This is a genomic window from Pseudomonas sp. P5_109, from assembly GCF_034009455.1.
Classification (GTDB): Bacteria; Pseudomonadota; Gammaproteobacteria; order Pseudomonadales; family Pseudomonadaceae; genus Aquipseudomonas.
The window spans coordinates 1,567,921-1,591,871 of sequence record NZ_CP125380.1; the positions used below are offsets into that span (position 1 = coordinate 1,567,921).

Below are 23,951 nucleotides of genomic sequence, written 5' to 3' on the forward strand. Positions count from 1 at the left end.
AAGGGGGCGCCTTCGAAATGGGTAGTTAACAAAGGCTCGACGGTGCCCGACCAAAGCCGACTGTTCGACGGGGCGCGGGCCTGTATACTTGCGGCCTATTTGAGGAGCGCTCCATGGTCGAAGATGTTGAACTGAACCGCCTCTTTTGGCACAGCCGCCGTGGCATGCTTGAGCTTGACGTGTTGCTGGTGCCGTTCACGAAAGAGGTTTACGCAACGCTCAACGAGGTGGATCGCGCGTTGTACGTCCGATTGCTGACGTGTGAGGATCAGGACATGTTCGGCTGGTTCATGGAACGCAGCGAATCCGAGGATCCCGAGCTGCAACGCATGGTCCGCATGATCCTGGATCGTGTCCAGCCCAAGTAACGGCTTCGAATGCCGCTGGCATGCCTCACGGCAGTTGCTGGCGGCGTATCTTCTGGCCCAGCTGTTCGCGCTGGGTTCTATGTTTTTACTGTCGATTCCGCTCTGGGCCAGTTCGCTCGGCGTTGTGCTGTGCCTGGCTCATGGGTTTTGGTCGTTGTCCCGGCAGATCTTGCTGACGCACCCACAGGCCTTTTGCGGCTTGCGGCGCGATGCCGATGGTTGGCAGTTGTGGAGTCGCGCGAAAGGTTGGCAGCCCGTACAGTTGCGACCGGACAGCCTGGCGTTGCCGTTGGTTGTGGTTTTGCGTTTCCGCCTGCGTGGCGAGCGCCGGATCAGGGCCATTTGTGTGCCCCGGGATGCGCAGGCGGCGGATGTGCACCGACGCCTGCGGGTCCGGCTCAAATTCAGCCGACGTAGGTGGGCGGCACCAGAATAGTGTCCAGCGCGACCGGCAACATGTCCGGGTAGTCGAGGGTGTAATGCAGGCCACGGCTTTCCTTGCGCTCCATGGCCGACAGAATCATCAGCTCGGCCACTTGGGCCAGGTTGCGCAGCTCGATCAAATCCCGGCTAACCTTGTAGTTGCTGTAGAACTCATCGATTTCATCCAGCAACAGTTGCACGCGGTGTTGCGCCCGTTGCAGACGCTTGTTGGTGCGCACGATGCCGACGTAGTCCCACATGAATCGCCGCAGCTCATCCCAGTTGTGCGCAATGATCACGTCTTCATCGGAATCGGTGACCTGGCTCGCATCCCAGGCGGGGAGGGTGGCGGGCAGCGAAACACGGGGCAACTGTTCGAGAATGTCCGCGGCCGCCGAGCGGGCGTAGACGAAGCATTCGAGCAGCGAGTTGCTGGCCATGCGGTTGGCGCCGTGCAGGCCGGTGAAACTGGTTTCGCCAATGGCGTACAGCCCCGGCACATCGGTACGGCCCTGTTGATCGACCATCACGCCGCCGCAGGTGTAGTGCGCCGCCGGGACCACCGGAATCGGTTGCTTGGTGATGTCGATGGAAAATTCCAGGCAGCGTTCGTATACCGTCGGGAAGTGCGTCTTGATAAAGGCTTCAGGCTTGTGGCTGATGTCCAGGTAGACGCAGTCGACACCCAGGCGCTTCATTTCATGGTCGATGGCCCGGGCGACGATGTCCCGTGGCGCCAACTCCGCCCGTGGATCGAAGCGCTGCATGAAGCGCTCGCCATTGGGCAGCTTCAGGTGGGCACCTTCGCCTCGCAGGGCTTCGGTGACCAGGAAGCTCTTGGCTTGCGGGTGATACAGGCAAGTGGGGTGGAACTGGTTGAATTCCAGGTTCGCTACCCGGCAGCCCGAGCGCCAGGCCATGGCGATGCCATCGCCGCAGGCACCGTCAGGGTTACTGGTGTACAGGTAGACCTTGGCCGCACCACCGGAGGCGAGGATCACAAAGCGCGCGCCATAGGTGTCGACTTCGCCGGTGCCGCGATTGAGCACATAAGCGCCAAGGCAGCGATCACCTTCCAGGCCCAGGCGTTTCTCCGTGATCAGGTCAACCGCAACCCGCTGTTCCAGCAGTTCGATGTTCGGTCGTTTCCTGGCCTGATCGAGCAGGGTGGTGAAAATCGCAGCGCCCGTGGCATCGGCGGCGTGGATGATGCGCCGATGGCTGTGACCACCCTCGCGGGTCAGGTGGAACTCGAACCCGCCATCTTCGGTACTCGACTGTTCATCGCGGGTAAAGGGCACGCCCTGGTCGATCAGCCATTGAATCGCTTCCTTGCTGTGCTCGACAGTGAAGCGCACGGCATCCTCGTGGCACAGGCCGCCGCCGGCATTGAGCGTGTCATCGACGTGGGATTCAACGGTGTCGGTGTCATCCAGCACGGCTGCAACGCCGCCCTGGGCCCAGAAAGTCGAACCATTGGCGAGGTTGCCCTTGCTCAGAACGGCAATGCGCAAATGACCGGGCAAGGTCAGCGCAAGGCTCAAGCCGGCAGCACCGCTGCCAATTACCAGCACATCGTGTTGAAACTGTTGGCTCATTTCAGGATTCCGCTCAAAGCGACCCGGGTCGGGGGTGGCGCAGCTGGATTGGCGACTCAGGTCAGCCGCACAGCCCACTAGTATATAGAGGGGGGGAGCGGCACAATACCCGAGCTAGCATGGCATTGTGAAACTACTGTGACGCAAAACATCGGACGCTTCGTCGGATGTTTTTCTGCCCGTTAGGCGCGAGAATGACTGTATCGCCGATTTAACAGTCTTTTTCCCTTCACGGTTGCACAATGTCTGCTCGGCGCAGCTATAAATATTTGGAACTTTTGCCAAAGGGCCAAGATCAATAGACGGATGCCTGAAACAAGGGACAGTGTCGGCTTCAGTGCGCGATTGCAGTGCGATCCGTGCCGAAGAATCCGATGACAAGATTATTCGCGCAGCCGGGTCAACTCGCGCTGCGCTTTTCGTGCGTGCCAAATCAGAGCCCGCAGGAAACTTGCCTGGAGGGGGAGAACTTTTGCGAAAAGCACGAGTCTATGTTTGCAAGTCTGGTGGTTTACTTCTGCAAGCCTCCTCCGAGCTCATCGAGGAGTGTTCATGCTAACCCAGGAAGAGGATCAGCAACTGGTCGAGCGCGTTCAGCGCGGCGACAAGCGTGCTTTCGATCTGCTAGTGCTGAAATACCAGCACAAAATTCTCGGGTTGATCGTGCGTTTTGTGCACGACACCCATGAAGCCCAGGATGTGGCACAAGAAGCCTTTATCAAGGCGTACCGTGCACTTGGAAATTTTCGCGGAGACAGCGCGTTTTATACGTGGCTTTACCGCATCGCCATTAACACGGCGAAAAACTATCTGGTTTCACGCGGCCGCCGGCCGCCGGATAGCGATGTCAGTTCCGAAGATGCAGAGTTCTACGATGGCGATCATGGCCTCAAGGATCTCGAGTCGCCAGAACGGGCTTTGCTGCGGGATGAGATCGAAGGCACCGTCCATCGAACCATTCAGCAACTGCCGGAAGATTTGCGTACGGCTTTAACTTTACGTGAGTTTGATGGTCTGAGTTACGAGGACATTGCGAGTGTCATGCAATGTCCGGTAGGCACCGTGCGCTCCCGGATCTTCCGCGCCCGGGAGGCCATCGATAAAGCCCTGCAGCCGTTGTTGCAGGAAAACTAAAGACAGCGGCGATAGCCAAGAGAGGAACGCCATGAGTCGTGAAGCCCTGCAGGAATCGCTGTCCGCAGTGATGGATAACGAAGCGGACGAATTGGAATTGCGTCGGGTATTGAGTGCCTGCGACGATGTTGAAACCCGTGACACATGGGCTCGTTATCAGATCGCTCGGGCAGTGATGCACAAGGATCTGCTGCTTCCACGCCTGGACATCGCCGCGGCTGTTTCCGCTGCCCTGGCTGACGAAGCCTCGCCGGCAAAAGCTTCCCGCGGTCCATGGCGCAGCCTGGGTCGTCTGGCGGTCGCTGCCTCGGTGACCCTGGCGGTACTGGCTGGCGTGCGTCTGTACAACCAGGATGAGATCGCCGGTGTCGAGCTGGCCCAGCAATCCACTCAACCCGCATTGGCCGTTCCTCAAGTAAAAGGCCCTGCTGTTCTGGCAGGCTACAATGAGAGTTCGGAAGCTACTGGCCCAATGGCCAATGGCGTTTTGCAAGGTCAACCAGGCTGGCATGATCAGCGTCTGCCAGGCTACTTGCGCCAACATGCTCAACAGGCTGCACTGAAAGGCACTGAGAGCGCTCTGCCTTACGCTCGTGCCGCAAGTCTGGAAAACCGTTAAGGAGGATCATGCGCGCCCTACCTCTACTTTCGCTTCTGCTCAGCGGCTGGTTCATCGTTCCAGCCCAAGCCGATGATGCCCAGGATTGGTTGACCCGCCTGGGCCAGGCAGAGCAGCAGCAAAGCTTTCAGGGTACTTTCGTCTACGAGCGTAACGGTAGTTTTTCTACCCATAACATCTGGCACCGTGTCCAGGATGGAAAGGTCCGCGAGCGATTGATTCAGCTCGACGGTTCCGCTCAGGAAGTCGTTCGCATTGATGGGCATACTCAATGCGTCAGCGGTACATTGATAGCAGGGCTGGGGGACTCCCCCAACTCCGCTGCCCGTGCACTCGATCCTCAAAAGCTCAAGAATTGGTATGACCTTGCTGTCATCGGCAAGTCGCGTGTCGCCGGGCGTTCGGCGGTGATCGTATCGCTGACACCCCGAGATCAACACCGCTACGGTTTTGAACTGCATCTGGATAAAGAAACCGGCCTGCCTCTGAAGTCTTTGCTGTTGGACGACAAGGGGCGGTTGCTGGAGCGCTTCCAGTTTACGCAACTGGATACGGCTGACGTTCCTTCTGAAAACGACCTGCAGGCCAGTAACGATTGCAAGCCAGTCAACCTCGAAAGTGACAAGGCCTCTGCCATCAAGACTGCCCAGGTCTGGCGTTCCGACTGGTTGCCGCCCGGCTTCGAGTTGACCAGCAGCACCGCGCGCAAGGATCCGCAGACCAAAACCCAGGTCAATAGCCTGATGTATGACGATGGCCTCGCGCGTTTTTCGGTATTCCTTGAGCCGTTGAATGGCGCAACCGTCACCGACACCCGTACTCAGTTGGGGCCGACCGTTGCGGTTTCCCGGCGCTTGACCACGGCGCAGGGTGACATGATGGTAACCGTCGTCGGCGAGATACCGGTCGGTACCGCTGAACGGATAGCGCTTTCGATGCGTACCGACGCCACTGCAACCAAGCAGTGAGCTAAATTCGAAATGTTTCGTGAGCATTTCAATTTGCAAAAATCCCTTAAATTTTTTATAGGTCAGAGCCCCTCGGCTCTGGCCTTGTTTGTTGTTCCCGGAACAAAAATACCGGCGTATTGTTCCCGGTGTTCCTTGCTCCATATCGCTTAACCATGCTCGTCGTAACGGGAGCCGTATGTCGATACCACGCTTGAAGTCCTACCTTTCCATTATTGCCACCGTGCTGGTGCTCGGTCAGACGGTCACCGCCCAAGCGGTCGAATTGCCTGACTTTACGCAACTGGTCGAACAGGCCTCGCCTGCGGTCGTGAACATCAGTACCACGCAAAAGCTGCCGGATCGCAAAGTCAGCCAGCAGCAGATGCCCGACCTCGAAGGCTTGCCGCCAATGCTGCGCGAGTTCTTCGAGCGGGGCATGCCGCCGCAATCGCGTTCACCTCGTGACCGTCAGCGCGAGGCAACTTCCCTGGGCTCGGGTTTCATCATCTCTCCTGATGGCTACATCCTGACCAACAACCACGTGATCGCCGATGCTGACGAAATCCTCGTTCGCCTGGCTGATCGCAGCGAGATGAAAGCCAAGCTCGTCGGGACCGATCCACGTTCCGACGTGGCGCTGCTGAAAATCGAAGGCAAGGATCTGCCGGTGCTCAAGCTCGGTAAATCCCAGGACCTGAAAGCGGGCCAGTGGGTGGTCGCGATCGGCTCGCCATTCGGCTTTGACCACACCGTGACCCAAGGCATCGTCAGCGCCGTCGGTCGCAGCCTGCCGAACGAAAACTATGTGCCGTTCATCCAGACCGACGTGCCGATCAACCCGGGTAACTCGGGCGGCCCGCTGTTCAACCTGAACGGTGAGGTGGTCGGGATCAACTCGCAGATCTATACCCGCTCCGGTGGCTTCATGGGTGTGTCGTTCGCGATCCCGATCGACGTGGCCATGGATGTTTCCAATCAACTGAAATCCGGTGGCAAGGTCAGCCGTGGCTGGCTGGGCGTCGTGATTCAGGAAGTGAGCAAGGACCTGGCGGAGTCGTTCGGTCTGGAGAAACCGGCCGGTGCGCTGGTTGCCCAGATCCAGGATGATGGCCCGGCAGCCAAGGGTGGCCTGCAGGTTGGCGACGTGATCCTGAGCATGAACGGTCAGCCAATCGTCATGTCGGCCGACCTTCCACACCTCGTTGGCGCATTGAAGGCGGGTGCCAAGGCCAATCTGGAAGTGATTCGTGACGGCAAGCGCAAGAATGTCGAGCTGACCGTCGGTTCAATTCCGGAAGAAGGCTCGGAGATGGATGCGCTGCCAAAATCCAGCATCGAGCGCAGCAGTAATCGCCTCGGGGTTTCCGTGGTCGAGCTGACTGATGAGCAAAAGAAAACCTACGACCTCAAGGGTGGTGTGCTGATCAAGGAAGTGCAGGACGGTCCTGCCGCCATGATCGGTCTGCAGCCAGGTGATGTGATCACTCACCTGAACAACCAGGCCATCGGTTCCACCAAGGAGTTCGCGGACATCGCCAAGGCGCTGCCAAAGAACCGCTCGGTGTCGATGCGGGTGCTGCGCCAGGGCCGTGCGAGTTTCATCACCTTCAAACTGGCTGAATAATCCGGTTGTTGGCTGAATAAAAAACCGCCTCGCAAGAGGCGGTTTTTTTTGTCCGGACTTTTTGTCTCCGGAGGCGTCAGCCCATCATGTCCTTGATCATGCGCTCCTGCTCCATCAGCTCGCGTTGCCGCGCGTCGATCCGCGAAGACAGCGGGAAGTTGCTGCCTGCCTTGCGTTTGGCGAAGTCCAGTTGCTGGATGGCCTGTTTGTAGTCTCCGACCAGCGCAAAATACTCGGCGCGAGCCTGATGCAGGCCGATGATGTTGCCCGACAGACCGCGCGTTTCGGCAACCTGATACCACACGTCCGGATCATCCGGGCGCGACTTGAGCAGGCCTTCGAGGGCTTTCTCCGCATCCGCAGTACGGTTTTGCTTGAGCAGCAGGTCGACGCGCACCTGGTTCAGCGGGTAGTTGCCAGGGTACTGGGCCATCAAGCGGTCAACCCGGGACTGGGCATCTGCCAGGCGGTTGTTGGTGATGTCCAGATCGACCTGAGCCAGGTTGTAAATGATTTCGTTGGGTGACTTGGCCAGCAACTGCTTGAGGTTTTCCCGTGCTTCGTTCAGTTGGCCGCCCTTGATCTGGGCGATCGCCAGGCCGTAGCGTGCCACGTCGTTTTTCGGGTTCTCGTCGAGCTGGGCGCGGAAGCGCTTGGCGCCGAGCCCCGGGGTTTCCTCATAGATCAGCTGCACGCGTGCGCGGATCAGTTGGTAGCGCATGCTGTCTTCGATACCGCCTATTGGAAACTGTTCGGCACGGTTGCGGGTGTCGGCGATACGCGATTCGGTGACCGGGTGAGTCAGCAGGAATTCCGGTGGCTTGGCATCGTAGCGGTACTGACGCCCCAGGCGCTCGAACATGGTTGGCATCGAGCGCGGATCGTAACCGGCCTTTTCCAGATTGAGGATGCCGATACGGTCGGCTTCCTGCTCGTTCTGGCGGGAGAACCTCCGCTGCTCCTGGATGGCTGCGGCCTGTGTGCCGGCAATGGCTGCGATCCCGGCGTCACCGCCACCTGCGGCGGCCACCACGATGCCGGCCAGCAATGCAGCCATCATCGGCACTTGCATGCGTTGCTGTGCTTCGATGCCGCGGGCAAAGTGGCGCTGCGACAAGTGAGCCAATTCGTGCGCCAGTACCGAGGCATATTCGCCTTCGGTCTGGGCGTTGAGGAACAAGCCACCGTTGACCCCGACGATCCCGCCCGGCGCCGCAAAGGCGTTGAGCTGCGGGCTGTTGATCAGGATGAACTCAAGGCGCCGGTCGGTGACCTGGCTGGTCTCCACCAGTCGATAAACGCTGGATTCCACGTAATCCTTGAGCTGCGGATCGTTGAGCTGCGAAACCTGACTGCGCAACATGGCCAGCCAGGCGCGACCGAGCTGGTATTCCTGTTGAGGCGAGACAATGGCAGAACTGGCGTCGCCGAGTGACGGCAGGTCGTCGGCGAAGCCCGGTGAGGCGAGCAGGCAAGCGAGCGTCAGCAGGGTAGGGCGCAAAAATGTCATGCACAAAGCCTTAGTCGACAAAGACCTTACTGTAGCCGGACACCGGCGTTGCGACCAGATATTCTAGGCAGCTCAACCACCTGATCCGGAGTGATGCAATGACCGACGCTGTAGAGCATGACGTTGAACTGGACGCCAGCGGCCTGAATTGTCCCTTGCCATTGCTCAAGGCCAAGATGGAGCTCAACAAGTTGGCCAGTGGCGCGGTGCTCAAGGTCATCGCCACCGATGCAGGTTCGCAGCGCGACTTTCGCACCTTTGCCCGATTGGCCGGTCATACCCTGCTTCGTGAAGAAGAAGATGCCGGTGTTTACCGCTACTGGTTGAAAAAAGCCTGAAATCGGCTGCGTTTGCTCCTAAGGATTATTGATGTTCAAAGTGTTACGCGACTGGATCCAGCGCTATTTTTCCGATGAAGAAGCGGTGGTGCTGGCTGTCCTGCTGATTCTGGCGTTCACCGCCGTACTGACCCTGGGCGGTATGCTGGCGCCGGTGCTCGCGGGCATGGTGCTGGCGTACCTGATGCAGGGACTGGTGGTGACCCTCGAACGCCTGCGGGTGCCGGGCGGGGTTGCGGTGGGGCTGGTCTTTGCGTTGTTCATGGGGTTGTTGCTGGTGTTTATCGTGGTGGTCGTGCCGTTGCTGTGGCATCAACTGATCACGTTGTTCAACGAGTTGCCCGGCATGCTCGCCAAGTGGCAGTCGCTGTTGCTGCTGCTGCCCGAGCGTTATCCGCACCTGGTGTCTGATGAGCAGGTGTTGCAGGCCATCGAAGTGGCGCGGGGCGAAATCGGCAAGTTTGGTCAGTGGGCACTGACGTTTTCGCTGTCGAGCCTGCCATTGCTGGTGAACATCATGATCTACCTGGTGCTGGTGCCGATCCTGGTGTTTTTCTTCCTCAAGGATCGGGCCATGATCGGCCAGTGGGTGCGCGGTTACCTGCCTCGTGAGCGGGCGCTGATCACCCGGGTCGCCCATGAAATGAATCGGCAGATCGCCAACTACATTCGCGGCAAGGTCATCGAAATCTTCATTTGCGGTGGCGTGACCTACATAGCCTTTGTCGTTCTTGAACTCAACTACGCGGCGCTGCTGGCATTGCTGGTGGGGATTTCGGTGGTGGTGCCTTATGTTGGCGCCGTGGTGGTGACTGTGCCGGTGTTCCTGATTGCGCTGTTCCAGTGGGGCTGGAGCGATCAGTTCATTTACCTGATGGCGGTCTACGGGATCATTCAGACGCTCGATGGCAACGTGCTGGTGCCCTTGCTGTTCTCGGAGGCGGTCAACCTGCACCCGGTTGCGATCATCTGCGCGGTGCTGCTGTTTGGCGGGCTGTGGGGCTTCTGGGGGGTATTCTTTGCGATTCCCCTGGCAACGCTGTTCAAGGCCGTGCTGGATGCGTGGCCGCGCAAGGAGCCGGTGGTGGCGCCGCTGCTTTAGCGTTCAGGCTTTATTTTCAGTGAGGCTGATGGCCTCTTCGCGAGCAAGCCCGCTCCCACAGGGTCAGCGCAGCAACTGTCTTCACCATGACACTCCGCCATCGCTGGCAAGCCAGCTCCTATGTATGGACTCGCCCCCACTGTCTACCCGCTTTTGAAAAACCGCTGCCCCGTTGCATCTATGTATTAGGCCTATTCGTGGAAGCCGTCTTCGGCTTCTGGCCAAAATGGAAAAGCTCGTGGTATGCCGATTACAGTCAGGCCTCGAAGGCCAGTAGGAGCTTAGGCATCAATCCACGCCGGTCTTACCTGGGGTCAGTTTTTTTTCAGCAGAGGGTCAGACGGTTAGTACCTCGGTGGCAGAACTCTGTCGCTCAGTGGCCCATCGTCGCTGGCTGGCCATCACCCGCGTGGCGACGATAAGTCTGGTCATTCTGTAGAAGCACCCAGACGATTCGCAGGTTGCGGTTGGCTAGCCTGATCGCAGCCTCCTTGCGGCCCAACCGGCTCATCCAGTGCAACAAGCGACGGTCATCGGGTTGCTGGGAATCAGGTCGTAGTTGTTGCAGCACCGCATGGGCCCCTGGATCATCAGGCTGCGTAAATAAGCATCACCTCGCTTGGTCATGCCCCCCAACCGGACCGTCTCCCCGCTGCTGTGCTGGTCAGGCACCATGCCAAAGTACGCGGCAAACTTGCGGGCATTGGGAAAGCGCTCAGGCTTGGTTTCCTTGGCCACCAGTGCCGTGGCAGTGACCGGGCCGATGCCGCGCACAGTCATTAGCCGCTTCGCCGTCATGTCAGCGTTGGCGGCCACTTCCAGGCGTCCCGTCAGTACGCTGATGCGCTCGCCCAAATGGCGCCACTCGGCCAACAGTTCGTCGATCAGTTCACGCAGCAGGCCCGGCACCGGTTGGCTGGCATCTTCCAGCACCCGCGGGATTTTCTGGCTGATCGCAACATCGCCCTGTGCCAAGGCTACGCCGTGCTCAAGCAGCAGGCCGCGCATCTGATTACTGAGGGCCGTGCGTCGACGCACATAGCCCTGGCGGGCGCGATGCAACGCCTGCATTGCCAGCGCCGCAACGCTTTTGACCGGTACTGCGCAGATTTTTTCATCGCGATTGGCCCGCAGAATCGCCAGCGCATCGTTGCGATCATTTTTAGGCCCGCTGCGATGTGTGGCCACCAAACCGGCTGGAAGAATCCGCACCGGATTGCCTTGGTCTTGCAGCTGCCGGGCCCAGGCCTGGGCACCCGGACCGGTCTCCATCAAAACCACGACATGCGCCGGCAACTGTCGGAGAAAATCATAAAACGCCTCGCGCGACTTGATCCGCTGCTCGTAGAGCACCTGGCCGAGGATATCTTCACCGGCGACCTGAAAGACCTGTTTGGCCAGGTCGACCGCCAAGGTTGTGCAGGCCGACAAATCGGAAGAAGACACGGATTGATCAAACGAACTATGATTTTTCATGGACTCGCCCTCGCTGTCGTTGGCTGTTTAGACTGCCACCGTGGCGCATTGACGCCTCGGCTTGGGCGAGTCCATCCAATTACAGGGGACTGCCGCCAGGCACAAATCCCGGGATCGCCCAATAATCCTGTGGGAGCGGGCTTGCTCGCGAAGGCGTCTGAGCAGACGCCAGATACATCAGGCTTTATTCAGTGCCTGAGCCGCAGCCAAAACCGCATCAACATGCCCCGGCACCTTCACGCCGCGCCATTCCTGGCGCAGCACGCCTTTGGCGTCGATCAGGAACGTGCTGCGATCCACGCCCATGTATTCCTTGCCGTAGAGCTTTTTCAGCTTGATCACGTCGAACAGCTGGCAGATTGCTTCGTCCTTGTCGCTGATCAGCTCAAAGGGGAATTCCTGCTTGCACTTGAAGTTCTCGTGGGATTTCAGGCTGTCGCGAGACACGCCGAACACTTCGGTATTGGCGGCCTTGAACGCGGCGTACTGATCACGAAAGCCCTGCCCCTCAGTCGTGCAGCCCGGCGTGCTGTCCTTGGGGTAGAAGTAGATCACTACCTGCTTGCCCTTCAGGCCGGCGAGGCTAACGGTCTGCCCGCTGGTGGCGGGGGCTTCGAAATCGGCAACCGGTTGGTCGATGGCAACGGCCATGAAAGCTTCCTTACATTGGGTTCTGTGGGCGCCAGGGTTCGATCAGCGCGTCCAGGTTCAGCGCGTCGGCAAAATCCAGGAACTGATCGCGCAGCCAGCTGATCTGCACGCCGGCCGGCAAGGTCACGGTGAAGGTGGCGTTGAGCATGGTGCCGCCGGTCTGCGGAGCCTGATAGGTGTCGCAGGTCAGGTTTTCCAGTTCGACATTGTGGTCCATGAAGAACTGGCACAGCTCGTTGATGATGTCCGAGCGGTAGGCCGAGCTGACATAAGCGACGTACGGCAGAGCCTGGGGACGGTTTTCCAGGGCAGCGCTGCGTACCACGTTGACCGTGAACGCATGCCGCTTGGCCAGCACTGGCAGGCTGCCTTCCAGGCGCGCCAGGGCATCCCAGCTACCGGAGATTTCCAGCACCAGCGCACTGCATTCGCCATGACGGGTCAGGCGGGAGGTGACAACGGCGCAGCGATTTTCATGGCTGGCGCGGCACAGGACGTTGGTCAGCTCCATGGGGTTGGCGCCGAGGGCACTGATAACAAGGAATTGTTCGCGAACTGTGGGGGTGGACATGCAGCATTCCTAAAGCGATGAGCGGTCGGTACGTCAGTGGGCTGATTTGCCGGGAGCGAGCCTGCGGATGCGAACTCAGAAAGCCCCGAGTGACAGGTTGCAACGAGCTCCGGCAGGGCGGGAGCGAGACGTGGCAAGGCTGGATCAGGACTTGTGATGCCGAAAATGGAGGCTGAAACCCGACGGACGAGCTTGTCTGTACCGATCAAAGTCTGAAGGGTAGCGAAAACCGGCGCCAAGGGGAATGGCGGCAGCACAGTACTTCGCTTGTGCAAGCATCTTGGCGCCAGTACCATTACGGCTCTCTTTTTCCGGCAGGAGCGGTTTCATGATTGCGGGCAGTATGGTGGCACTGGTCACACCCATGGATGCACAGGGTCGTCTTGACTGGGACAGCCTCAGCAAACTCGTGGACTTCCACCTTGAAAACGGCACCCATGCCATTGTCGCCGTCGGTACTACCGGCGAATCGGCAACCCTTGATGTCGATGAACATATCGCCGTCATCAAGGCGGTAGTCAAACAGGTCAATGGCCGTATTCCGGTGATTGCCGGTACCGGCGCCAACTCGACCCGCGAAGCCGTCGAATTGACCCGCAATGCCAAGGAAGCCGGCGCCGACGCCTGCCTGCTGGTCGTGCCGTATTACAACAAGCCGACCCAGGAAGGCCTGTACCTGCACTTCAAGCACATCGCCGAAGCGGTCGACATCCCGCAGATTCTCTATAACGTTCCCGGCCGCACCTCCTGCGACATGCAGGCCGAGACCGTGATTCGCCTGTCCACCGTGCCGAGCATCATCGGCATCAAGGAAGCGACCGGCGACCTCAAGCGCGCCAAGGCGATCCTTGATGGCGTCAGCAAGGACTTCATCGTTCTTTCTGGCGATGATCCGACCGCGGTCGAGCTGATCCTGATGGGCGGCAAGGGCAACATCTCCGTTACCGCCAACGTCGCGCCGCGTGAAATGGCCGACCTGTGCGAGGCCGCCCTCAAGGGTGATGCCGAGACTGCACGGGCGATCAACGAAAAACTGATGCCGCTGCACAAGGACCTGTTCATCGAAGCCAACCCGATTCCGGTGAAGTGGGCTTTGGTTGAAATGGGCCTGATGCACGAAGGTATTCGCCTGCCGCTGACCTGGCTGAGCGCACCTTGTCACGAAACGCTTCGCACGGCCCTGCGCCAGTGCAGCGTCCTGGTTTAATTGAGGAAGTACAACGCATGAAGCGAATGGCCGGACTTTCCGCACTTGCCTTGATTATCTCCAGCACCAGTGGCTGCGGATGGGTCTGGGGCCCGGAAGGTTATTTCCGTGACCGTGGTAGCGACTACCTGGAAGCGCAACAGACTGCACCGATGCAAATACCGCCGGATGTCCGTACCGCCAAGCGTCTGGATCCGCTGTTGCCGATCCCGCGCAACGTGGCCGATGACACCGCCACGGGCGAATACATCGTTCCTCGCCCTCAGCCGCTGACAGCGGCTGCCGACGCCAGTGCCTACTCGCTGCAGAAGAGCGGCGGCACCAGCTCCATCCTGGCGCAGAACCCGCCGGCCGAAGTCTGGCCCGTGGCCGTTCAGTTCTTCCAGGACAACGGTTTCCGCATGGATGAACAGCGCCCGCAAACCGGCGAATTCACCACGACCTGGCAGCATTCCGACGAACTGTCCGCCGCTGTCGCCAAGCGCCTGAGCGCGGCTGGCGTCAGCACCGACAGCGAAACCCGCGTGCGGGTGCGCATCGAGCCGGGCGTGCAGCGCAACACCAGTGAAGTCTATGTGGTCAGCGCCGAGCGTCCTGCCGGCAGCACCGCCGACGTGGCCTTCACCAACCGTTCGGTCAACACTGGCCTGGACGCGGCACTGGTCGACGACATGCTCGCGAGCATGAGCCGTATCTCGGAGAAGGGCGGCTCGGTCTCGATGCTGGCTTCGCGTGATTTCGACGCGCCTAGCCGTATCAGCCTGAGCGAAGACGGCAGCGGCAACCCTGTGCTGAACGTCGGTACCGACCTGGATCGTGCCTGGTCGAGCGTCGGTCGTGCGCTGGAACAAGGCGAATGGCGTGTTGAAGACATCAACCGCAGCCTGGGCCTGTACTACATCAACCTGGCCGAAAAAGCCGAGAAGAAAGACGACAAGCCAGGCTTCTTCAGCAGCCTGTTCGGCAGCGCGCCGAGCAAGGAAGAGCTTGAAGCCCGTGCCGAGCGTTATCAGGTTCGCCTGAGCAAGGTTGGCGAGAACGTCCAGGTCACCGTCGAGAAGAACATCAACACCGTGGCGCCGGCAGATGTGGCGCGTAAAGTGTTGAGCAAGATTCAAGACAACCTGGGCTGATCCTATGCGTTTTGCCGTTCTCGGCAGCGGTAGTCAAGGGAACGGCACGCTGATAGCCAGCGCTGATACGTATGTCTTGGTGGATTGTGGTTTTTCCTTGCGGGAAACCGAAAAACGCCTGCTGCGCCTGGGTGTGAACCCTGCGCAGCTGAGCGCGATACTCGTGACCCACGAACATGCCGACCACGTGCATGGCGTGGGTTTGCTGTCTCGGCGCTACAATCTGCCTGTCTACCTCAGTCGCGGGACCTTGCGCGGGATGCGCAAACCGATTGAACCCGCAGGCTTTGTGGCCGGCGGCGAGCAACTGCAGGTCGGCGACTTGAGCATCGACGTCATTGCCGTGGCCCATGATGCTTTGGAGCCGACGCAATACGTGTTCAGTGACGGGGAGCGGCGTTTCGGCCTGCTGACCGACCTGGGCTCGTACTGCAACAAGGTGCTGGACGGCTATCGCGACCTCGATGCATTGATGATCGAGTCCAACCATTGCCGTGACAGGCTGGCTCGCGGTCACTACCCGTACTTTCTCAAGCAACGGGTGGGCGGTGAACTGGGACATTTGAACAACCATCAGGCGGCATTCCTGGTGGCCGAGTTGGGCTGGAAAGACCTGCAACACCTGGTCCTGGCCCATCTGAGCAGTAAGAACAACCTGCCGCGGCTGGCCCGGCAATGTTTTGTCGACACCCTCGGGTGCGACCCGGACTGGCTGCAACTGGCCGATCAAGATTCAGGGCTCGACTGGCGTCACATCGCCTAGCCCATCTACTTAGCAAGCGGAGCCCATCATGGAAAAACGTGAAGAACTCTACCGCGGCAAAGCGAAGTCGGTTTACAAGACCGACGACGCTAACCGTTTGATCCTGCTGTTTCGCAACGACACTTCGGCGTTCGACGGCAAGCGTATCGAACAGCTCGACCGCAAAGGCATGGTGAACAACAAGTTCAACGCCTTCATCATGCAGAAGCTCGAAGCCGCCGGCGTGCCGACCCAATTCGACAAACTGCTGGGCGACAACGAGTGCCTGGTGAAGAAGCTGGATATGATCCCGGTCGAGTGCGTCGTGCGTAACTACGCCGCTGGCAGCCTGGTCAAGCGCCTGGGTGTCGAAGAGGGCATGAAGCTCAACCCTTACACCTTCGAACTGTTCCTGAAGGACGACGCCAAGGGCGACCCGTTCATCAACGAATCCCACGTCGTGGCATTCGGTTGGGGCACCGCCGAGCAACTGGTTCGCATGAAAGAACTGTCGCTCAAGGTCAACGAAGTCCTGAACAAACTGTTCGACGACGCCGGCCTGCTGCTGGTCGACTTCAAGCTGGAATTCGGCGTGTTCCACGATGGCTCCATCGTCCTGGGCGACGAATTCAGCCCGGACGGCTGCCGCCTGTGGGACAAGGCAACCGGCAAGAAAATGGACAAGGACCGCTTCCGTCAGGGCCTCGGTGACGTCATCGAAGCCTACGAAGAAGTCGCCAATCGTCTGGGCGTACCGCTTTAATCGACGCAAGCATCTGAAAGCACAGAAATATTTCGCTTAGGGGGTTCGCTTCCGGCGAAAGTGTTGTTATGATGCGCGCCGTTGGAGAGATGCCAGAGTGGCCGAATGGGACGGATTCGAAATCCGTTGTACCTTCACCGGTACCTAGGGTTCGAATCCCTATCTCTCCGCCATTACATAGAAAAAGCCCCGTAGCTGAAAAGTTACGGGGCTTTTTCGTTTCATCTTGCGCTGCGCGAGAGTTGCAGGATTTGCGTGAAGGTGCCATCGGGATTGGGTTCCGTACTCATTTCACCGCTGAACCCGGCGTATTCTCCTGTGGCGCCAATCACCGCGACAATCGACTTCCCTGTTTCATGCTCCTGTCCGGCCACGACGATACTGGCGGCCGTTTTGCCCGCCGCGTCGTTGAATAGCAGGGTCCATTGGCACTGGCTGTGTTTTTCGGGAAGTGTGTTCACGCAGTAGCCGCTATTGCTGCCGATATCTTGTCGTTGCTCGTTCATCAGCGGCTGGTCGAAGACAAACAAGTCACCCTGCGAGGGGCCGGGCGGATCGAGGTCTATCGCGTTCTTCATACCGCGGGTGCCGTCGGCGTAGGTGATCAGGGTGAGTGTCTCAGGTTCATTGGCGTGCACAATGACGGGCATGCCTATCAACATCAGGCATAGCGTGCGAAGGGCGAAGACGTTCATGTTTTTCGGCTCGGGTTATGAAAAAGAGAGGCTGCAGCGGCAAAGACTAACGGGCGGACTTGGGCGCGGCGAACCCTACAATGTGAGTGCATATGACGGCGGCGTAGCGGACTCAGTGGAGCCTGGAGTTGCGAACGCCGAAGCTTTTTCCTCGAAATATCCCCTGACACTGAAAAACGTCTTCTTGAAAGTACCTCCTCTACTCTGGCTTTCGCAGGTCACTGACCTGCAGTCACCAGCAATTGCAAGGAGTGAGCAATGTATTTTGAGATTTACAGGCAAATCCGCGGCACCCTTCTGACTGGCAGGGGCCAGTGGCGGTGGCGGTTGAAGGCGGGGAATCATGAAACCATTGCCAGCGGGGAGTCTTACGTCAACAAGGGCGATTGCGTGCATGCAATCAACTTGATCAAGGGGACCTGCGAGCAGACCCCGATCAAGGAAATCTAGCTCTAGGGTGGTGAAGCTGCTCGTTCAGAGCAGCTTCGTTCCCAACCGGTTTTACGGCTGGGTATGACCCAGTTTTCTCTTGATCAGTTCGTAGACGTCCTTGTGGGTGGAGTTGTGCAGGGATTTGTCCTTGCAGGCCGAGGCGAGGAACGTTTTGACCTCTTCCCTGGCGTGGGGGTACAGGCTGGCGACGTAGTCGGCTTCGTGGGTCTGGGTGCAGTTGAAGTGCTTGTCGTCTTTGGCTTTGTCTCTGGCCATGGTGCCGCTCCTTTTGATAACGCATGTTTTGGATGACGAGGCTGGTTATTCCCCTCGTGCGTCGCTGAGCTTAGGGACCCACGGGCTGACTGCCAGTAGGTGCAGGTAAAAAGGAAGGGGCTGTAGGACGAGGCGTGGGCAGGCATCTTGCTTAAACGTGAACCGCGTCCGGCTGTTGGACTTGAGTTGGATGGACGGCAGTTGCCCCAGCTACCTAAACTGTCAGCAGATTTGGGGATTGGGGGCAGTGGATGAATCGCAACGAACTTCGCAAGGCGGATATCAACCTGATGGTGGTATTCGAAACACTGATGCTCGAGCGCAATGTCACTCGGGTGGCGGAGAAGCTGTTTCTCGGCCAGCCGACCATCAGCTCTGCACTCAACCGCTTGCGTGCGATGTTCAATGATCCACTGTTCATCCGCGTTGGCCACCGCATGGAGCCGACAGCGCGGGCGGAGGAGATCATCAGGCACCTGTCGCCGGCGCTGGATTCCTTGTCCGTGGCCTTGAGCCTGACCCATGATTTTGACCCGGCCAGCAGCACGATGACATTCCGCATCGGGTTGTCCGACGATGTCGAGTTCGGCCTGTTGCCGCCATTGCTGCGAACTCTGCGCCAGGAAGCGCCCAAAGTGGTGTTTGTGGTGCAGCATGTCGATTACTGGCGGATTCCCGACTTGCTGGCGTCCGGCGATATCACGGTGGGTATCAGCCAGACTCGTGGCTTGCCGGCCAATGCCAAGCGCAAGTTGCTGCGGCACATCCAGCCCAGCATATTGCGCGCCGATGCCAGCGACACCCCGCTGACCCTCGATGAATATTGCGCGCGACCACATGTGCTGGTGTCCCATACCGCTAACGTCAGCGGCTACGCCGACGAGTGGCTGGCGGAAATCGGCCGCACGCGCCAGGTGGTGCTCTCGGTACCGCAATACAGTTCGTTGCCGGCACTGCTCGCCGGGACGGACCTGATTGCCAGTCTGCCGGACTACACCGCCGAGGCGATGGCCGCATCGGGAACGCTGTTCAAGGAACCCTTTCCCTTCAAGACGCCGACCCTGGACTTGTCCATGGTCTGGCTCAGTCATGTCGATACCGACCCCGCCGAGCGCTGGTTGCGCTCGCGCCTGGAGGTGTTCATGAGTGAGCGTGCCGTTTTGCCGCTGCCCGAATGAACAGGGCGGCGCTCTGTTATACGTAGGACCTTTCCATTCCCTTAGGAGTCAACTCATGCCTCACCTGCACATGGAATACACCGCCAACCTGACTGACCTGAATGCCGATGTGGCACTGATGCGGTTGAACAATACGTTGGTGGGTTCCGGTCAGTTTGCTGCCGAATTCGACATCAAGAGCCGCGCAGTCAAGGTCGAGACGTTCAAGGTTGGAACCGCATTGGCTGAGCGGGCGTTCGTGCATGTGAAACTGGCGCTGTTGAGTGGTCGTTCGGCACAGATCAAGAAACAACTCTCCGAAAGCCTGCTGGCGGTGGTGCAGGAACTGTGTGAGTGGCCGAGCGGCGTTGAAGTCCAGTTGTGCGTGGAAATTCTCGACATCGATCGCGAATCTTATTCGAAGACATCTATTGGTCAATGAGCTGTAGCGCTTCACTGGTTCAATTGACCAGGTCTCTCTTAATTAAAGCGGGTTGCTAATCATGGCAGGTATTCAGAAAGCTGCTCAACTGGGCTACTCATCGCAAGCTGGAACTTATGCCAAGGGGCGCCCGAGCTATCCACGCGAACTGGTTACCTGGCTTAGAGAAACACTTGAAATTCAACCGGGGTCGACGGTAGTTGATTTAGGAGCCGGCACCGGTAAATTCACTCAGTTATTGGGATCAATGGAGATTGATGTCGTAGCGGTCGAGCCCATAGAAGCCATGCGAGCCGAGTTTGCCGGGAATCTACCGCACATCACGATCTTGGAGGGAACGGCCGAATCCATCCCGCTCAACTCCGGAGCAGCGCGAGCACTGGTATGCGCTCAGGCTTTCCACTGGTTTGCAAATGAAACGGCCCTTGCCGAGATTCACCGAGTGCTTGAACCGAACGGTCGGTTGGGGTTGATCTGGAACGTGCGTGATGAGTCGGTGGACTGGGTTGCGGCCATCACAGACATCATCGCGCCGTACGAAGGCGATACCCCACGCTTTCATACCGGGGACTGGAAATTGGCATTCACTGGGCGTTACTTTTCTGAACCAGAACTTACCTGCTTCCCATACACCCATGCGGGTAGCGCCAAGGAAGTCATCATGGACCGATTTCTCTCGGTGAGTTTTATCGCTGCCCTACCTCCTACCGAAAAGGCGAAAGTTTCCGAACAGTTGCAGAGACTGATCCAAACACATCCGTACCTTCGCGAGTGTGGAACCATTGAGCTTCCGTATCAAACTCGAGCTTATCTGTGTCGTCGGTTAGAGGGAGCCCCATAGTAATTTAGCATTGGTGGGGGCGGCGGAGCCAAGCTAATAAACCAAAAAAAGTGCCGTTCGCTGAGGTAAGTTGTTTGTGGATAAAAAAAGATTAAGCATGGCCAAATGAACGAGTCGCCACGCTGGCGTCTTCCGAAGTCTGCGGCCGAATTTCGTCTTCTAGAGTTGCATCGTTGAAGTAAAACTGGCGCTGTTGAGTGGTCGTTCGGCACAGATCAAGAAACAACTCTCCGAAAGCCTGCTGGCGGTGGTGCAGGAACTGTGTGAGTGGCCGAGCGGCGTTGAAGTCCAGTTGTGCGTGGAGATTCTCGACATCGATCGCGATTCCTACAGCAAGACCGCCATCAACAACTGAGTATCAGGCCGTTTCCTGCTCGACGCAGGCCTGGATCACTTGCTCTCGCAGCCAGGTGTTGGCGCTGTCCTGATCAACTCTCTGGTTCCACTGCATGTCGAGGGTGAAGCCCGGCAAGCCTTCCGGTGTTTCACAGTGATCGAAGGTGTCGGCACTGGCCAGCAATCGCTGGATGCGCCGGGGCAGGGTCAGGGCATAGTCGGTGCCGGTAATCAGCTTCAGCGCTGCACTGTAGCTGTTGGCGCGTGCGACGATCTGGCGCTGTTGTGCCTGCTGAGCGAGCCAGCCGTCGACCATGTTGGTCGCGGACGTCCAGGGTGTCGGGAACACGTGTCGACGTTCGACATAGGTTTGCAGGCTCAAGCGTGGTTCTGCCGGCGTGGCGCGTTTGTCGAACACACATACCAGATCATCTTCGAGCAGTGCCTGCGATTTGAAATCGACGTGACGGCGATGAAAGTTCGGACCGAAGCACATCACCAGGTCGAGGCTGCCGTCGCGCAACGCTTCGGCAGGGATATCGGCTTCGAGTTTGAACACATTGACCATCACCGGAAGATCGGCGAGGTCGAAGGTTTTCAACAAGCGCGGCAGGATCAACTGCTCGAAATATTCCGGTGCGCAGATGTTGAAGGTCACGGGCTGCAGGCTCGGGTCGAAGGCGGGTGAGCCGGCATGACACAGATTGATGCTCTGGAGGATTTTCAGCGCGTGGGGATACATCGCGCCGGCCTTGCCCGTGGGCTGCATGCCGCCGGTACGGGTATTGATGAATAGCTCGTCTTCGAAAATGGCGCGCAGTTTTTTCAGGCAGTAGCTCACTGTGGACTGGCTGACGCAAAGCGTCTCGGACACGCCGGTGACGCTGTTCTGCTCATACACGGCGACGAACACCAAGAGGTCCTGCATGTCGAGTTTTCTAAGCGAATTACTGTTCAGCATCCATTGCGTCTCGCTGCGCCCCTTGCGCTGACCGTGTGCAAGGGTGAGCGAATGATCCTAGCGGAATGAGAGAGCAGGGAGAATGCCTCGCAGGAAGTTTCGCCCAAGGGACTTTCAGCTCCGGACCATCGCCGACACGGCGCGGCGACTGGACATCAACAGCGCGAACATGCCGACACCCACCAGTGCCGCGCCGGCCATTTCCAGCGGCAGCGGCATCTGGCGCCCCCAGAGCCAGTGAAACATCGTGATAAACAGCGTACTCAGGTAGATGTAGGAAATCACCGAGGACGGCGCGATCACGCCGATGGCCCGGTGCAATAGCCAAAACGTCGCCAGGGTGGCGAACACCGCCAGGTACATCAGCCAGTAGAAATCGTTGAGCGTCAGTAATGATGCCGAGCGCCAACCGCCACTGAGTCCACAGAACACCAGCAGAAACAGCGCACCGAACAGCATGTTCCAGAACGTCATGGGCACCGGCCCGCGCCCTTTGAGGCTATTGGCTTTCAGGCGTTGGCTGAGAGGGGCGTAGAGTGCCATCGCCAGGCAACCGCTGCCGTACACCGCCAGTGCGTACGGCGATGGCAGCTCACCGGGGCCGGTGCCTTTCATGATCAGCAACACTGCCCCGGCAGCAGCGAGCAGCATCGGCACAATCCGTTGCTTCAGGCGGTTGTCCGGTGTCAGCACGGCTTCGAAACCCAGGGTCATCAGTGGCACCAGCGTGAACATCGTCCCGGTGTTGACGGCCGAGGTGTAGCGCAATGCTTCGAACAGCGAACCGAAGTACAACGCCAGCAGCAGGCCGAGCACCGCGTGGCCGAGCAGCCCGCGGACGGTCATGACGGTATCGCCCTTGAGCAGCAATAGCGGCAGAAACACCAATGCGCAAAACAGCAGGCGCAAACCGGTCAGCAGGATTGGGTCGATGGCCTGGCTGACTTGCGCCGCTGCGGTGAACGATGCGGCGATCAACAAGGCCCACAGCAGCATGCTGGCGTGAGCGACGGCGAAACCGGTGGTTTTCATGGCAGTCTCCGGGTCAGTGAATATGGCGGGCGTAGTGCCTTGGGTTGAAGCGCAAGACCATCAGCATCATCAGCGCCATGACCGCCGTCAGCGACCACCAGGCCCATTCAAAGCTGCCGAGCTGGTCGCGGATTATCCCCGCCAGCAACGGCGACAGGCCGGCGATCAGGTAGCCGATGCCTTGCACGAACGCGGTCAGGCCACCGGCGCGCAAGGGGGTGTCCAGGTGATCCAGCGATACGATCAGGCTCATCGGGAACAGACCGCCAATGCCCAGTCCCAGCAGGCATGGCCACATCAGGCTCAGATGCCGGGGGCTCAGAATCAGTCCGCAGAAACCGGCGATGATCAGTGCAAGCAATGTCATCAGCACGACGCGGCGGTCGCGGCTGCGATTGGCGATGAGCGGGGTCAGCAGACCCGACAGTACTTCCATGGCGGTCAGAAATCCGAGCAGCAATCCGGCGTGCTGTTCGCTCCAACCCTTTTCCACGTAGTACGGCGCCAGCCAGGCGAGGACACAGGTGTAGGACGCAGTGCCCAGGCCAAAGAAGATCGCGAGTAACCATGCGCGGGAATTGGCGAAGAACGAACCGTTACTGGCGGTCTTGGCATCCAGTGTCGGTATCTGCACCCGTTGGGTACCCCAGAACAACAATGCCAGCACGGCGAGAACCGCCCAGACCGCCAGGCCCATGCGCCAACTGCCGGTACGCTCCATCACCAGTGGCGCAAAGGCAGCTCCAATGGCGGCACCGCCCATGATCGACGTGACGTAGAGCCCCATGCACAGGGCAACGTGGTCGCTGAAGCGGGATTTGATCAGCGCTGGCATCAGGGCCTGGATCAGGGCGATCCCGATGCCTGCCAGCACCGCACTGAGGAGCAACTGCGTGGCTGAATCAAGGAACAACCGCGAGACCGTGGCCACGCCGATGATCAGCAACGAGAACACCACGGTGCGTTGATCGCCGAGTCGCTGGCTGACGCGCAGGCCGACAAACATCGCCAGCCCCATGGCCATCACCGGCAACATTGTCAGCAGTGAAGCCAGGCTGAAGCTCAGTGGGATGTCGTCGCGAATCGCCGAGAGCAGTGGTCCGACAGCGGCCATGGAAGGGCGCAGGTTCAGGGCCACCAGGACAATGCTGAACAGGAGCCAGAGCGCGGGACGGGAAGTGACTCGAATGTTTTCCATGATCGGACCTTGAACAATAGGGTTCCGATTAGGCGCGAGAGACCCGAAGGGCACAAATCAGAAAGTCCGGGGTGGTATTTAGAATTCAAATACAAGTTGCTCCGACAGAGGCGCCACCCAACAGCCAAATGTTTAGCCAGATCACATCCAAGGTTCTTCAAATCCTGATTTAACGACTCAACCCATCGTGTGACGCTGCGGGTCATCTGTTTTCTGCGGTTCTCTCTATGGACGGTTGGCCAGTCGTAATCCACCTCAAGGCATCCACCGACGCTCGTGCGTCGAGCCTTGGTCGTCGGTTCACGCCCGCCACCGCGCCAAACCTCTCTGCACTTCCTTCTGAACTGGCTTTTTGGGCGCTGTGGCATTGCC

Annotated in this window: 25 protein-coding genes, 1 tRNA gene and 2 pseudogenes; 18 read left to right on the forward strand and 10 right to left on the reverse strand. The window is 59.0% G+C overall.

Annotated features, from left to right (window positions below):
• The first annotated feature begins 113 nt into the window (after positions 1–113).
• A complete protein-coding gene (locus QMK54_RS06940; RefSeq protein ID WP_007979797.1) occupies positions 114–368 on the forward strand; it encodes a succinate dehydrogenase assembly factor 2 in 255 nt (84 codons plus the stop codon).
• On the forward strand, positions 352–804 hold the full coding sequence (locus tag QMK54_RS06945) for a protein YgfX (protein ID WP_320402256.1): 453 nt from the start codon (positions 352–354) through the stop codon (positions 802–804). The genes QMK54_RS06940 and QMK54_RS06945 overlap by 17 nt, the downstream gene beginning before the upstream one ends.
• Here the strand turns inward: QMK54_RS06945 and nadB are convergent.
• Complete coding sequence (gene nadB, locus QMK54_RS06950) at positions 773–2,389, reverse strand: L-aspartate oxidase (RefSeq protein ID WP_110659956.1); 1,617 nt, start codon at positions 2,387–2,389, stop codon at positions 773–775. The genes QMK54_RS06945 and nadB overlap by 32 nt on opposite strands.
• 552 nt (positions 2,390–2,941) lie before the next feature.
• Between nadB and rpoE the strand changes: the two genes are divergently transcribed.
• The 4 genes from rpoE (at position 2,942) to QMK54_RS06970 (ending at position 6,716) form a co-directional block, all read left to right on the forward strand.
• A complete protein-coding gene (rpoE, locus tag QMK54_RS06955; RefSeq protein ID WP_003172477.1) occupies positions 2,942–3,523 on the forward strand; it encodes an RNA polymerase sigma factor RpoE in 582 nt (193 codons plus the stop codon).
• Positions 3,524–3,554: 31 nt separating this feature from the next.
• Positions 3,555–4,142, forward strand: a complete 588-nt coding sequence (locus QMK54_RS06960; RefSeq protein WP_110659957.1) for a sigma-E factor negative regulatory protein — start codon at positions 3,555–3,557, stop codon at positions 4,140–4,142.
• Between the two features lie 8 nt (positions 4,143–4,150).
• Positions 4,151–5,110, forward strand: a complete 960-nt coding sequence (locus tag QMK54_RS06965; RefSeq protein ID WP_110659958.1) for a MucB/RseB C-terminal domain-containing protein — start codon at positions 4,151–4,153, stop codon at positions 5,108–5,110.
• Positions 5,111–5,288: 178 nt separating this feature from the next.
• A complete protein-coding gene (locus QMK54_RS06970; protein WP_110659959.1) occupies positions 5,289–6,716 on the forward strand; it encodes a DegQ family serine endoprotease in 1,428 nt (475 codons plus the stop codon).
• A gap of 76 nt (positions 6,717–6,792) precedes the next feature.
• Here QMK54_RS06970 and QMK54_RS06975 read toward each other — a convergent pair whose 3' ends face one another.
• A complete protein-coding gene (locus QMK54_RS06975) occupies positions 6,793–8,226 on the reverse strand; it encodes a M48 family metalloprotease (RefSeq protein WP_110659960.1) in 1,434 nt (477 codons plus the stop codon).
• 98 nt (positions 8,227–8,324) lie between these two features.
• On the opposite strand from QMK54_RS06975, the gene QMK54_RS06980 reads away from it, so the two are divergent.
• Together QMK54_RS06980 and QMK54_RS06985 are read left to right on the forward strand one after the other, a co-directional pair.
• Complete coding sequence (locus QMK54_RS06980) at positions 8,325–8,564, forward strand: sulfurtransferase TusA family protein (RefSeq protein WP_110659961.1); 240 nt, start codon at positions 8,325–8,327, stop codon at positions 8,562–8,564.
• Between the two features lie 31 nt (positions 8,565–8,595).
• A complete protein-coding gene (locus QMK54_RS06985; RefSeq protein WP_110659962.1) occupies positions 8,596–9,666 on the forward strand; it encodes an AI-2E family transporter in 1,071 nt (356 codons plus the stop codon).
• A gap of 373 nt (positions 9,667–10,039) precedes the next feature.
• On the opposite strand, the pseudogene QMK54_RS06990 reads toward QMK54_RS06985, so the two are convergent.
• The 3 genes and pseudogenes from QMK54_RS06990 to QMK54_RS07000 all read right to left on the reverse strand — a co-directional run bounded on the left by QMK54_RS06990 (position 10,040) and on the right by QMK54_RS07000 (position 12,364).
• Positions 10,040–11,097, reverse strand: a pseudogene (locus tag QMK54_RS06990) (IS110 family transposase).
• Between the two features lie 222 nt (positions 11,098–11,319).
• The gene (locus QMK54_RS06995; RefSeq protein WP_110658539.1) at positions 11,320–11,793 is read right to left on the reverse strand and encodes a peroxiredoxin; all 474 of its coding nucleotides are present in this window, start codon (positions 11,791–11,793) and stop codon (positions 11,320–11,322) included.
• A 10-nt stretch (positions 11,794–11,803) separates the two neighbouring features.
• Positions 11,804–12,364, reverse strand: coding sequence for a glycine cleavage system protein R (locus QMK54_RS07000; RefSeq protein WP_007979776.1), 561 nt, complete (start codon positions 12,362–12,364; stop codon positions 11,804–11,806).
• 328 nt (positions 12,365–12,692) lie between these two features.
• Here QMK54_RS07000 and dapA point away from each other — a divergent pair, with 328 nt between their 5' ends.
• The 5 genes from dapA (at position 12,693) to QMK54_RS07025 (ending at position 16,382) form a co-directional block, all read left to right on the forward strand.
• Positions 12,693–13,571, forward strand: coding sequence for a 4-hydroxy-tetrahydrodipicolinate synthase (dapA, locus tag QMK54_RS07005; protein ID WP_320402257.1), 879 nt, complete (start codon positions 12,693–12,695; stop codon positions 13,569–13,571).
• Positions 13,572–13,588: 17 nt separating this feature from the next.
• Positions 13,589–14,704, forward strand: coding sequence for an outer membrane protein assembly factor BamC (gene bamC, locus QMK54_RS07010; RefSeq protein WP_110658538.1), 1,116 nt, complete (start codon positions 13,589–13,591; stop codon positions 14,702–14,704).
• A gap of 4 nt (positions 14,705–14,708) precedes the next feature.
• Complete coding sequence (locus QMK54_RS07015) at positions 14,709–15,467, forward strand: MBL fold metallo-hydrolase (protein WP_223591448.1); 759 nt, start codon at positions 14,709–14,711, stop codon at positions 15,465–15,467.
• A 28-nt stretch (positions 15,468–15,495) separates the two neighbouring features.
• Positions 15,496–16,209: a phosphoribosylaminoimidazolesuccinocarboxamide synthase gene (gene purC, locus QMK54_RS07020; RefSeq protein ID WP_093413164.1), complete on the forward strand. Its 714-nt coding sequence runs from the start codon at positions 15,496–15,498 to the stop codon at positions 16,207–16,209.
• A gap of 83 nt (positions 16,210–16,292) precedes the next feature.
• Positions 16,293–16,382 (forward strand) — tRNA-Ser (locus tag QMK54_RS07025).
• Positions 16,383–16,430: 48 nt separating this feature from the next.
• Here the strand turns inward: QMK54_RS07025 and QMK54_RS07030 are convergent.
• On the reverse strand, positions 16,431–16,904 hold the full coding sequence (locus tag QMK54_RS07030) for a hypothetical protein (protein ID WP_320402258.1): 474 nt from the start codon (positions 16,902–16,904) through the stop codon (positions 16,431–16,433).
• A 258-nt stretch (positions 16,905–17,162) separates the two neighbouring features.
• Here QMK54_RS07030 and QMK54_RS07035 point away from each other — a divergent pair, with 258 nt between their 5' ends.
• Positions 17,163–17,354: a YegP family protein gene (locus QMK54_RS07035; protein ID WP_110658535.1), complete on the forward strand. Its 192-nt coding sequence runs from the start codon at positions 17,163–17,165 to the stop codon at positions 17,352–17,354.
• Positions 17,355–17,405: 51 nt separating this feature from the next.
• Here the strand turns inward: QMK54_RS07035 and QMK54_RS07040 are convergent, their stop codons facing one another.
• On the reverse strand, positions 17,406–17,612 hold the full coding sequence (locus tag QMK54_RS07040) for a hypothetical protein (protein ID WP_110658534.1): 207 nt from the start codon (positions 17,610–17,612) through the stop codon (positions 17,406–17,408).
• Positions 17,613–17,863: 251 nt separating this feature from the next.
• On the opposite strand from QMK54_RS07040, the gene QMK54_RS07045 reads away from it, so the two are divergent.
• From QMK54_RS07045 to QMK54_RS07060, 4 genes and pseudogenes are all read left to right on the forward strand, one after another.
• Complete coding sequence (locus QMK54_RS07045; RefSeq protein ID WP_320402259.1) at positions 17,864–18,790, forward strand: LysR substrate-binding domain-containing protein; 927 nt, start codon at positions 17,864–17,866, stop codon at positions 18,788–18,790.
• A gap of 55 nt (positions 18,791–18,845) precedes the next feature.
• A complete protein-coding gene (locus tag QMK54_RS07050) occupies positions 18,846–19,211 on the forward strand; it encodes a 5-carboxymethyl-2-hydroxymuconate Delta-isomerase (protein WP_223591440.1) in 366 nt (121 codons plus the stop codon).
• A gap of 61 nt (positions 19,212–19,272) precedes the next feature.
• Positions 19,273–20,052, forward strand: coding sequence for a class I SAM-dependent methyltransferase (locus QMK54_RS07055; protein WP_320402260.1), 780 nt, complete (start codon positions 19,273–19,275; stop codon positions 20,050–20,052).
• Positions 20,053–20,224: 172 nt separating this feature from the next.
• A pseudogene (locus tag QMK54_RS07060) lies at positions 20,225–20,407 on the forward strand (5-carboxymethyl-2-hydroxymuconate isomerase); the annotation flags it as partial.
• A 3-nt stretch (positions 20,408–20,410) separates the two neighbouring features.
• Here QMK54_RS07060 and QMK54_RS07065 read toward each other — a convergent pair.
• The 3 genes from QMK54_RS07065 to QMK54_RS07075 all read right to left on the reverse strand — a co-directional run bounded on the left by QMK54_RS07065 (position 20,411) and on the right by QMK54_RS07075 (position 23,579).
• Positions 20,411–21,349 carry a LysR family transcriptional regulator gene (locus tag QMK54_RS07065; protein ID WP_110658531.1) on the reverse strand — a complete coding sequence of 313 codons (939 nt, stop codon included), beginning with the start codon at positions 21,347–21,349 and terminating at the stop codon, positions 20,411–20,413.
• 114 nt (positions 21,350–21,463) lie between these two features.
• Positions 21,464–22,381 (reverse strand): DMT family transporter, encoded by a 918-nt coding sequence (locus QMK54_RS07070; RefSeq protein ID WP_110658530.1) that lies wholly within the window; start codon positions 22,379–22,381, stop codon positions 21,464–21,466.
• Positions 22,382–22,394: 13 nt separating this feature from the next.
• A complete protein-coding gene (locus QMK54_RS07075) occupies positions 22,395–23,579 on the reverse strand; it encodes a cyanate transporter (RefSeq protein ID WP_320402261.1) in 1,185 nt (394 codons plus the stop codon).
• Positions 23,580–23,951 lie beyond the last annotated feature (372 nt).

Bases quoted from the DNA above. Each gene is read 5' to 3' on its own strand.
- QMK54_RS06940 (WP_007979797.1), top strand. From the start codon at position 114: ATGGTCGAAGATGTTGAACTGAACCGCCTCTTTTGGCACAGCCGCCGT.
- nadB (WP_110659956.1), bottom strand. From the start codon at position 2,389: ATGAGCCAACAGTTTCAACACGATGTGCTGGTAATTGGCAGCGGTGCT.
- rpoE (WP_003172477.1), top strand. From the start codon at position 2,942: ATGCTAACCCAGGAAGAGGATCAGCAACTGGTCGAGCGCGTTCAGCGC.
- QMK54_RS06960 (WP_110659957.1), top strand. From the start codon at position 3,555: ATGAGTCGTGAAGCCCTGCAGGAATCGCTGTCCGCAGTGATGGATAAC.
- QMK54_RS06965 (WP_110659958.1), top strand. From the start codon at position 4,151: ATGCGCGCCCTACCTCTACTTTCGCTTCTGCTCAGCGGCTGGTTCATC.
- QMK54_RS06970 (WP_110659959.1), top strand. From the start codon at position 5,289: ATGTCGATACCACGCTTGAAGTCCTACCTTTCCATTATTGCCACCGTG.
- QMK54_RS06975 (WP_110659960.1), bottom strand. From the start codon at position 8,226: ATGACATTTTTGCGCCCTACCCTGCTGACGCTCGCTTGCCTGCTCGCC.
- QMK54_RS06980 (WP_110659961.1), top strand. From the start codon at position 8,325: ATGACCGACGCTGTAGAGCATGACGTTGAACTGGACGCCAGCGGCCTG.
- QMK54_RS06985 (WP_110659962.1), top strand. From the start codon at position 8,596: ATGTTCAAAGTGTTACGCGACTGGATCCAGCGCTATTTTTCCGATGAA.
- QMK54_RS06995 (WP_110658539.1), bottom strand. From the start codon at position 11,793: ATGGCCGTTGCCATCGACCAACCGGTTGCCGATTTCGAAGCCCCCGCC.
- QMK54_RS07000 (WP_007979776.1), bottom strand. From the start codon at position 12,364: ATGTCCACCCCCACAGTTCGCGAACAATTCCTTGTTATCAGTGCCCTC.
- dapA (WP_320402257.1), top strand. From the start codon at position 12,693: ATGATTGCGGGCAGTATGGTGGCACTGGTCACACCCATGGATGCACAG.
- bamC (WP_110658538.1), top strand. From the start codon at position 13,589: ATGAAGCGAATGGCCGGACTTTCCGCACTTGCCTTGATTATCTCCAGC.
- QMK54_RS07015 (WP_223591448.1), top strand. From the start codon at position 14,709: ATGCGTTTTGCCGTTCTCGGCAGCGGTAGTCAAGGGAACGGCACGCTG.
- purC (WP_093413164.1), top strand. From the start codon at position 15,496: ATGGAAAAACGTGAAGAACTCTACCGCGGCAAAGCGAAGTCGGTTTAC.
- QMK54_RS07030 (WP_320402258.1), bottom strand. From the start codon at position 16,904: ATGAACGTCTTCGCCCTTCGCACGCTATGCCTGATGTTGATAGGCATG.
- QMK54_RS07035 (WP_110658535.1), top strand. From the start codon at position 17,163: ATGTATTTTGAGATTTACAGGCAAATCCGCGGCACCCTTCTGACTGGC.
- QMK54_RS07040 (WP_110658534.1), bottom strand. From the start codon at position 17,612: ATGGCCAGAGACAAAGCCAAAGACGACAAGCACTTCAACTGCACCCAG.
- QMK54_RS07045 (WP_320402259.1), top strand. From the start codon at position 17,864: ATGAATCGCAACGAACTTCGCAAGGCGGATATCAACCTGATGGTGGTA.
- QMK54_RS07050 (WP_223591440.1), top strand. From the start codon at position 18,846: ATGCCTCACCTGCACATGGAATACACCGCCAACCTGACTGACCTGAAT.
- QMK54_RS07055 (WP_320402260.1), top strand. From the start codon at position 19,273: ATGGCAGGTATTCAGAAAGCTGCTCAACTGGGCTACTCATCGCAAGCT.
- QMK54_RS07065 (WP_110658531.1), bottom strand. From the start codon at position 21,349: ATGCTGAACAGTAATTCGCTTAGAAAACTCGACATGCAGGACCTCTTG.
- QMK54_RS07070 (WP_110658530.1), bottom strand. From the start codon at position 22,381: ATGAAAACCACCGGTTTCGCCGTCGCTCACGCCAGCATGCTGCTGTGG.
- QMK54_RS07075 (WP_320402261.1), bottom strand. From the start codon at position 23,579: ATGGAAAACATTCGAGTCACTTCCCGTCCCGCGCTCTGGCTCCTGTTC.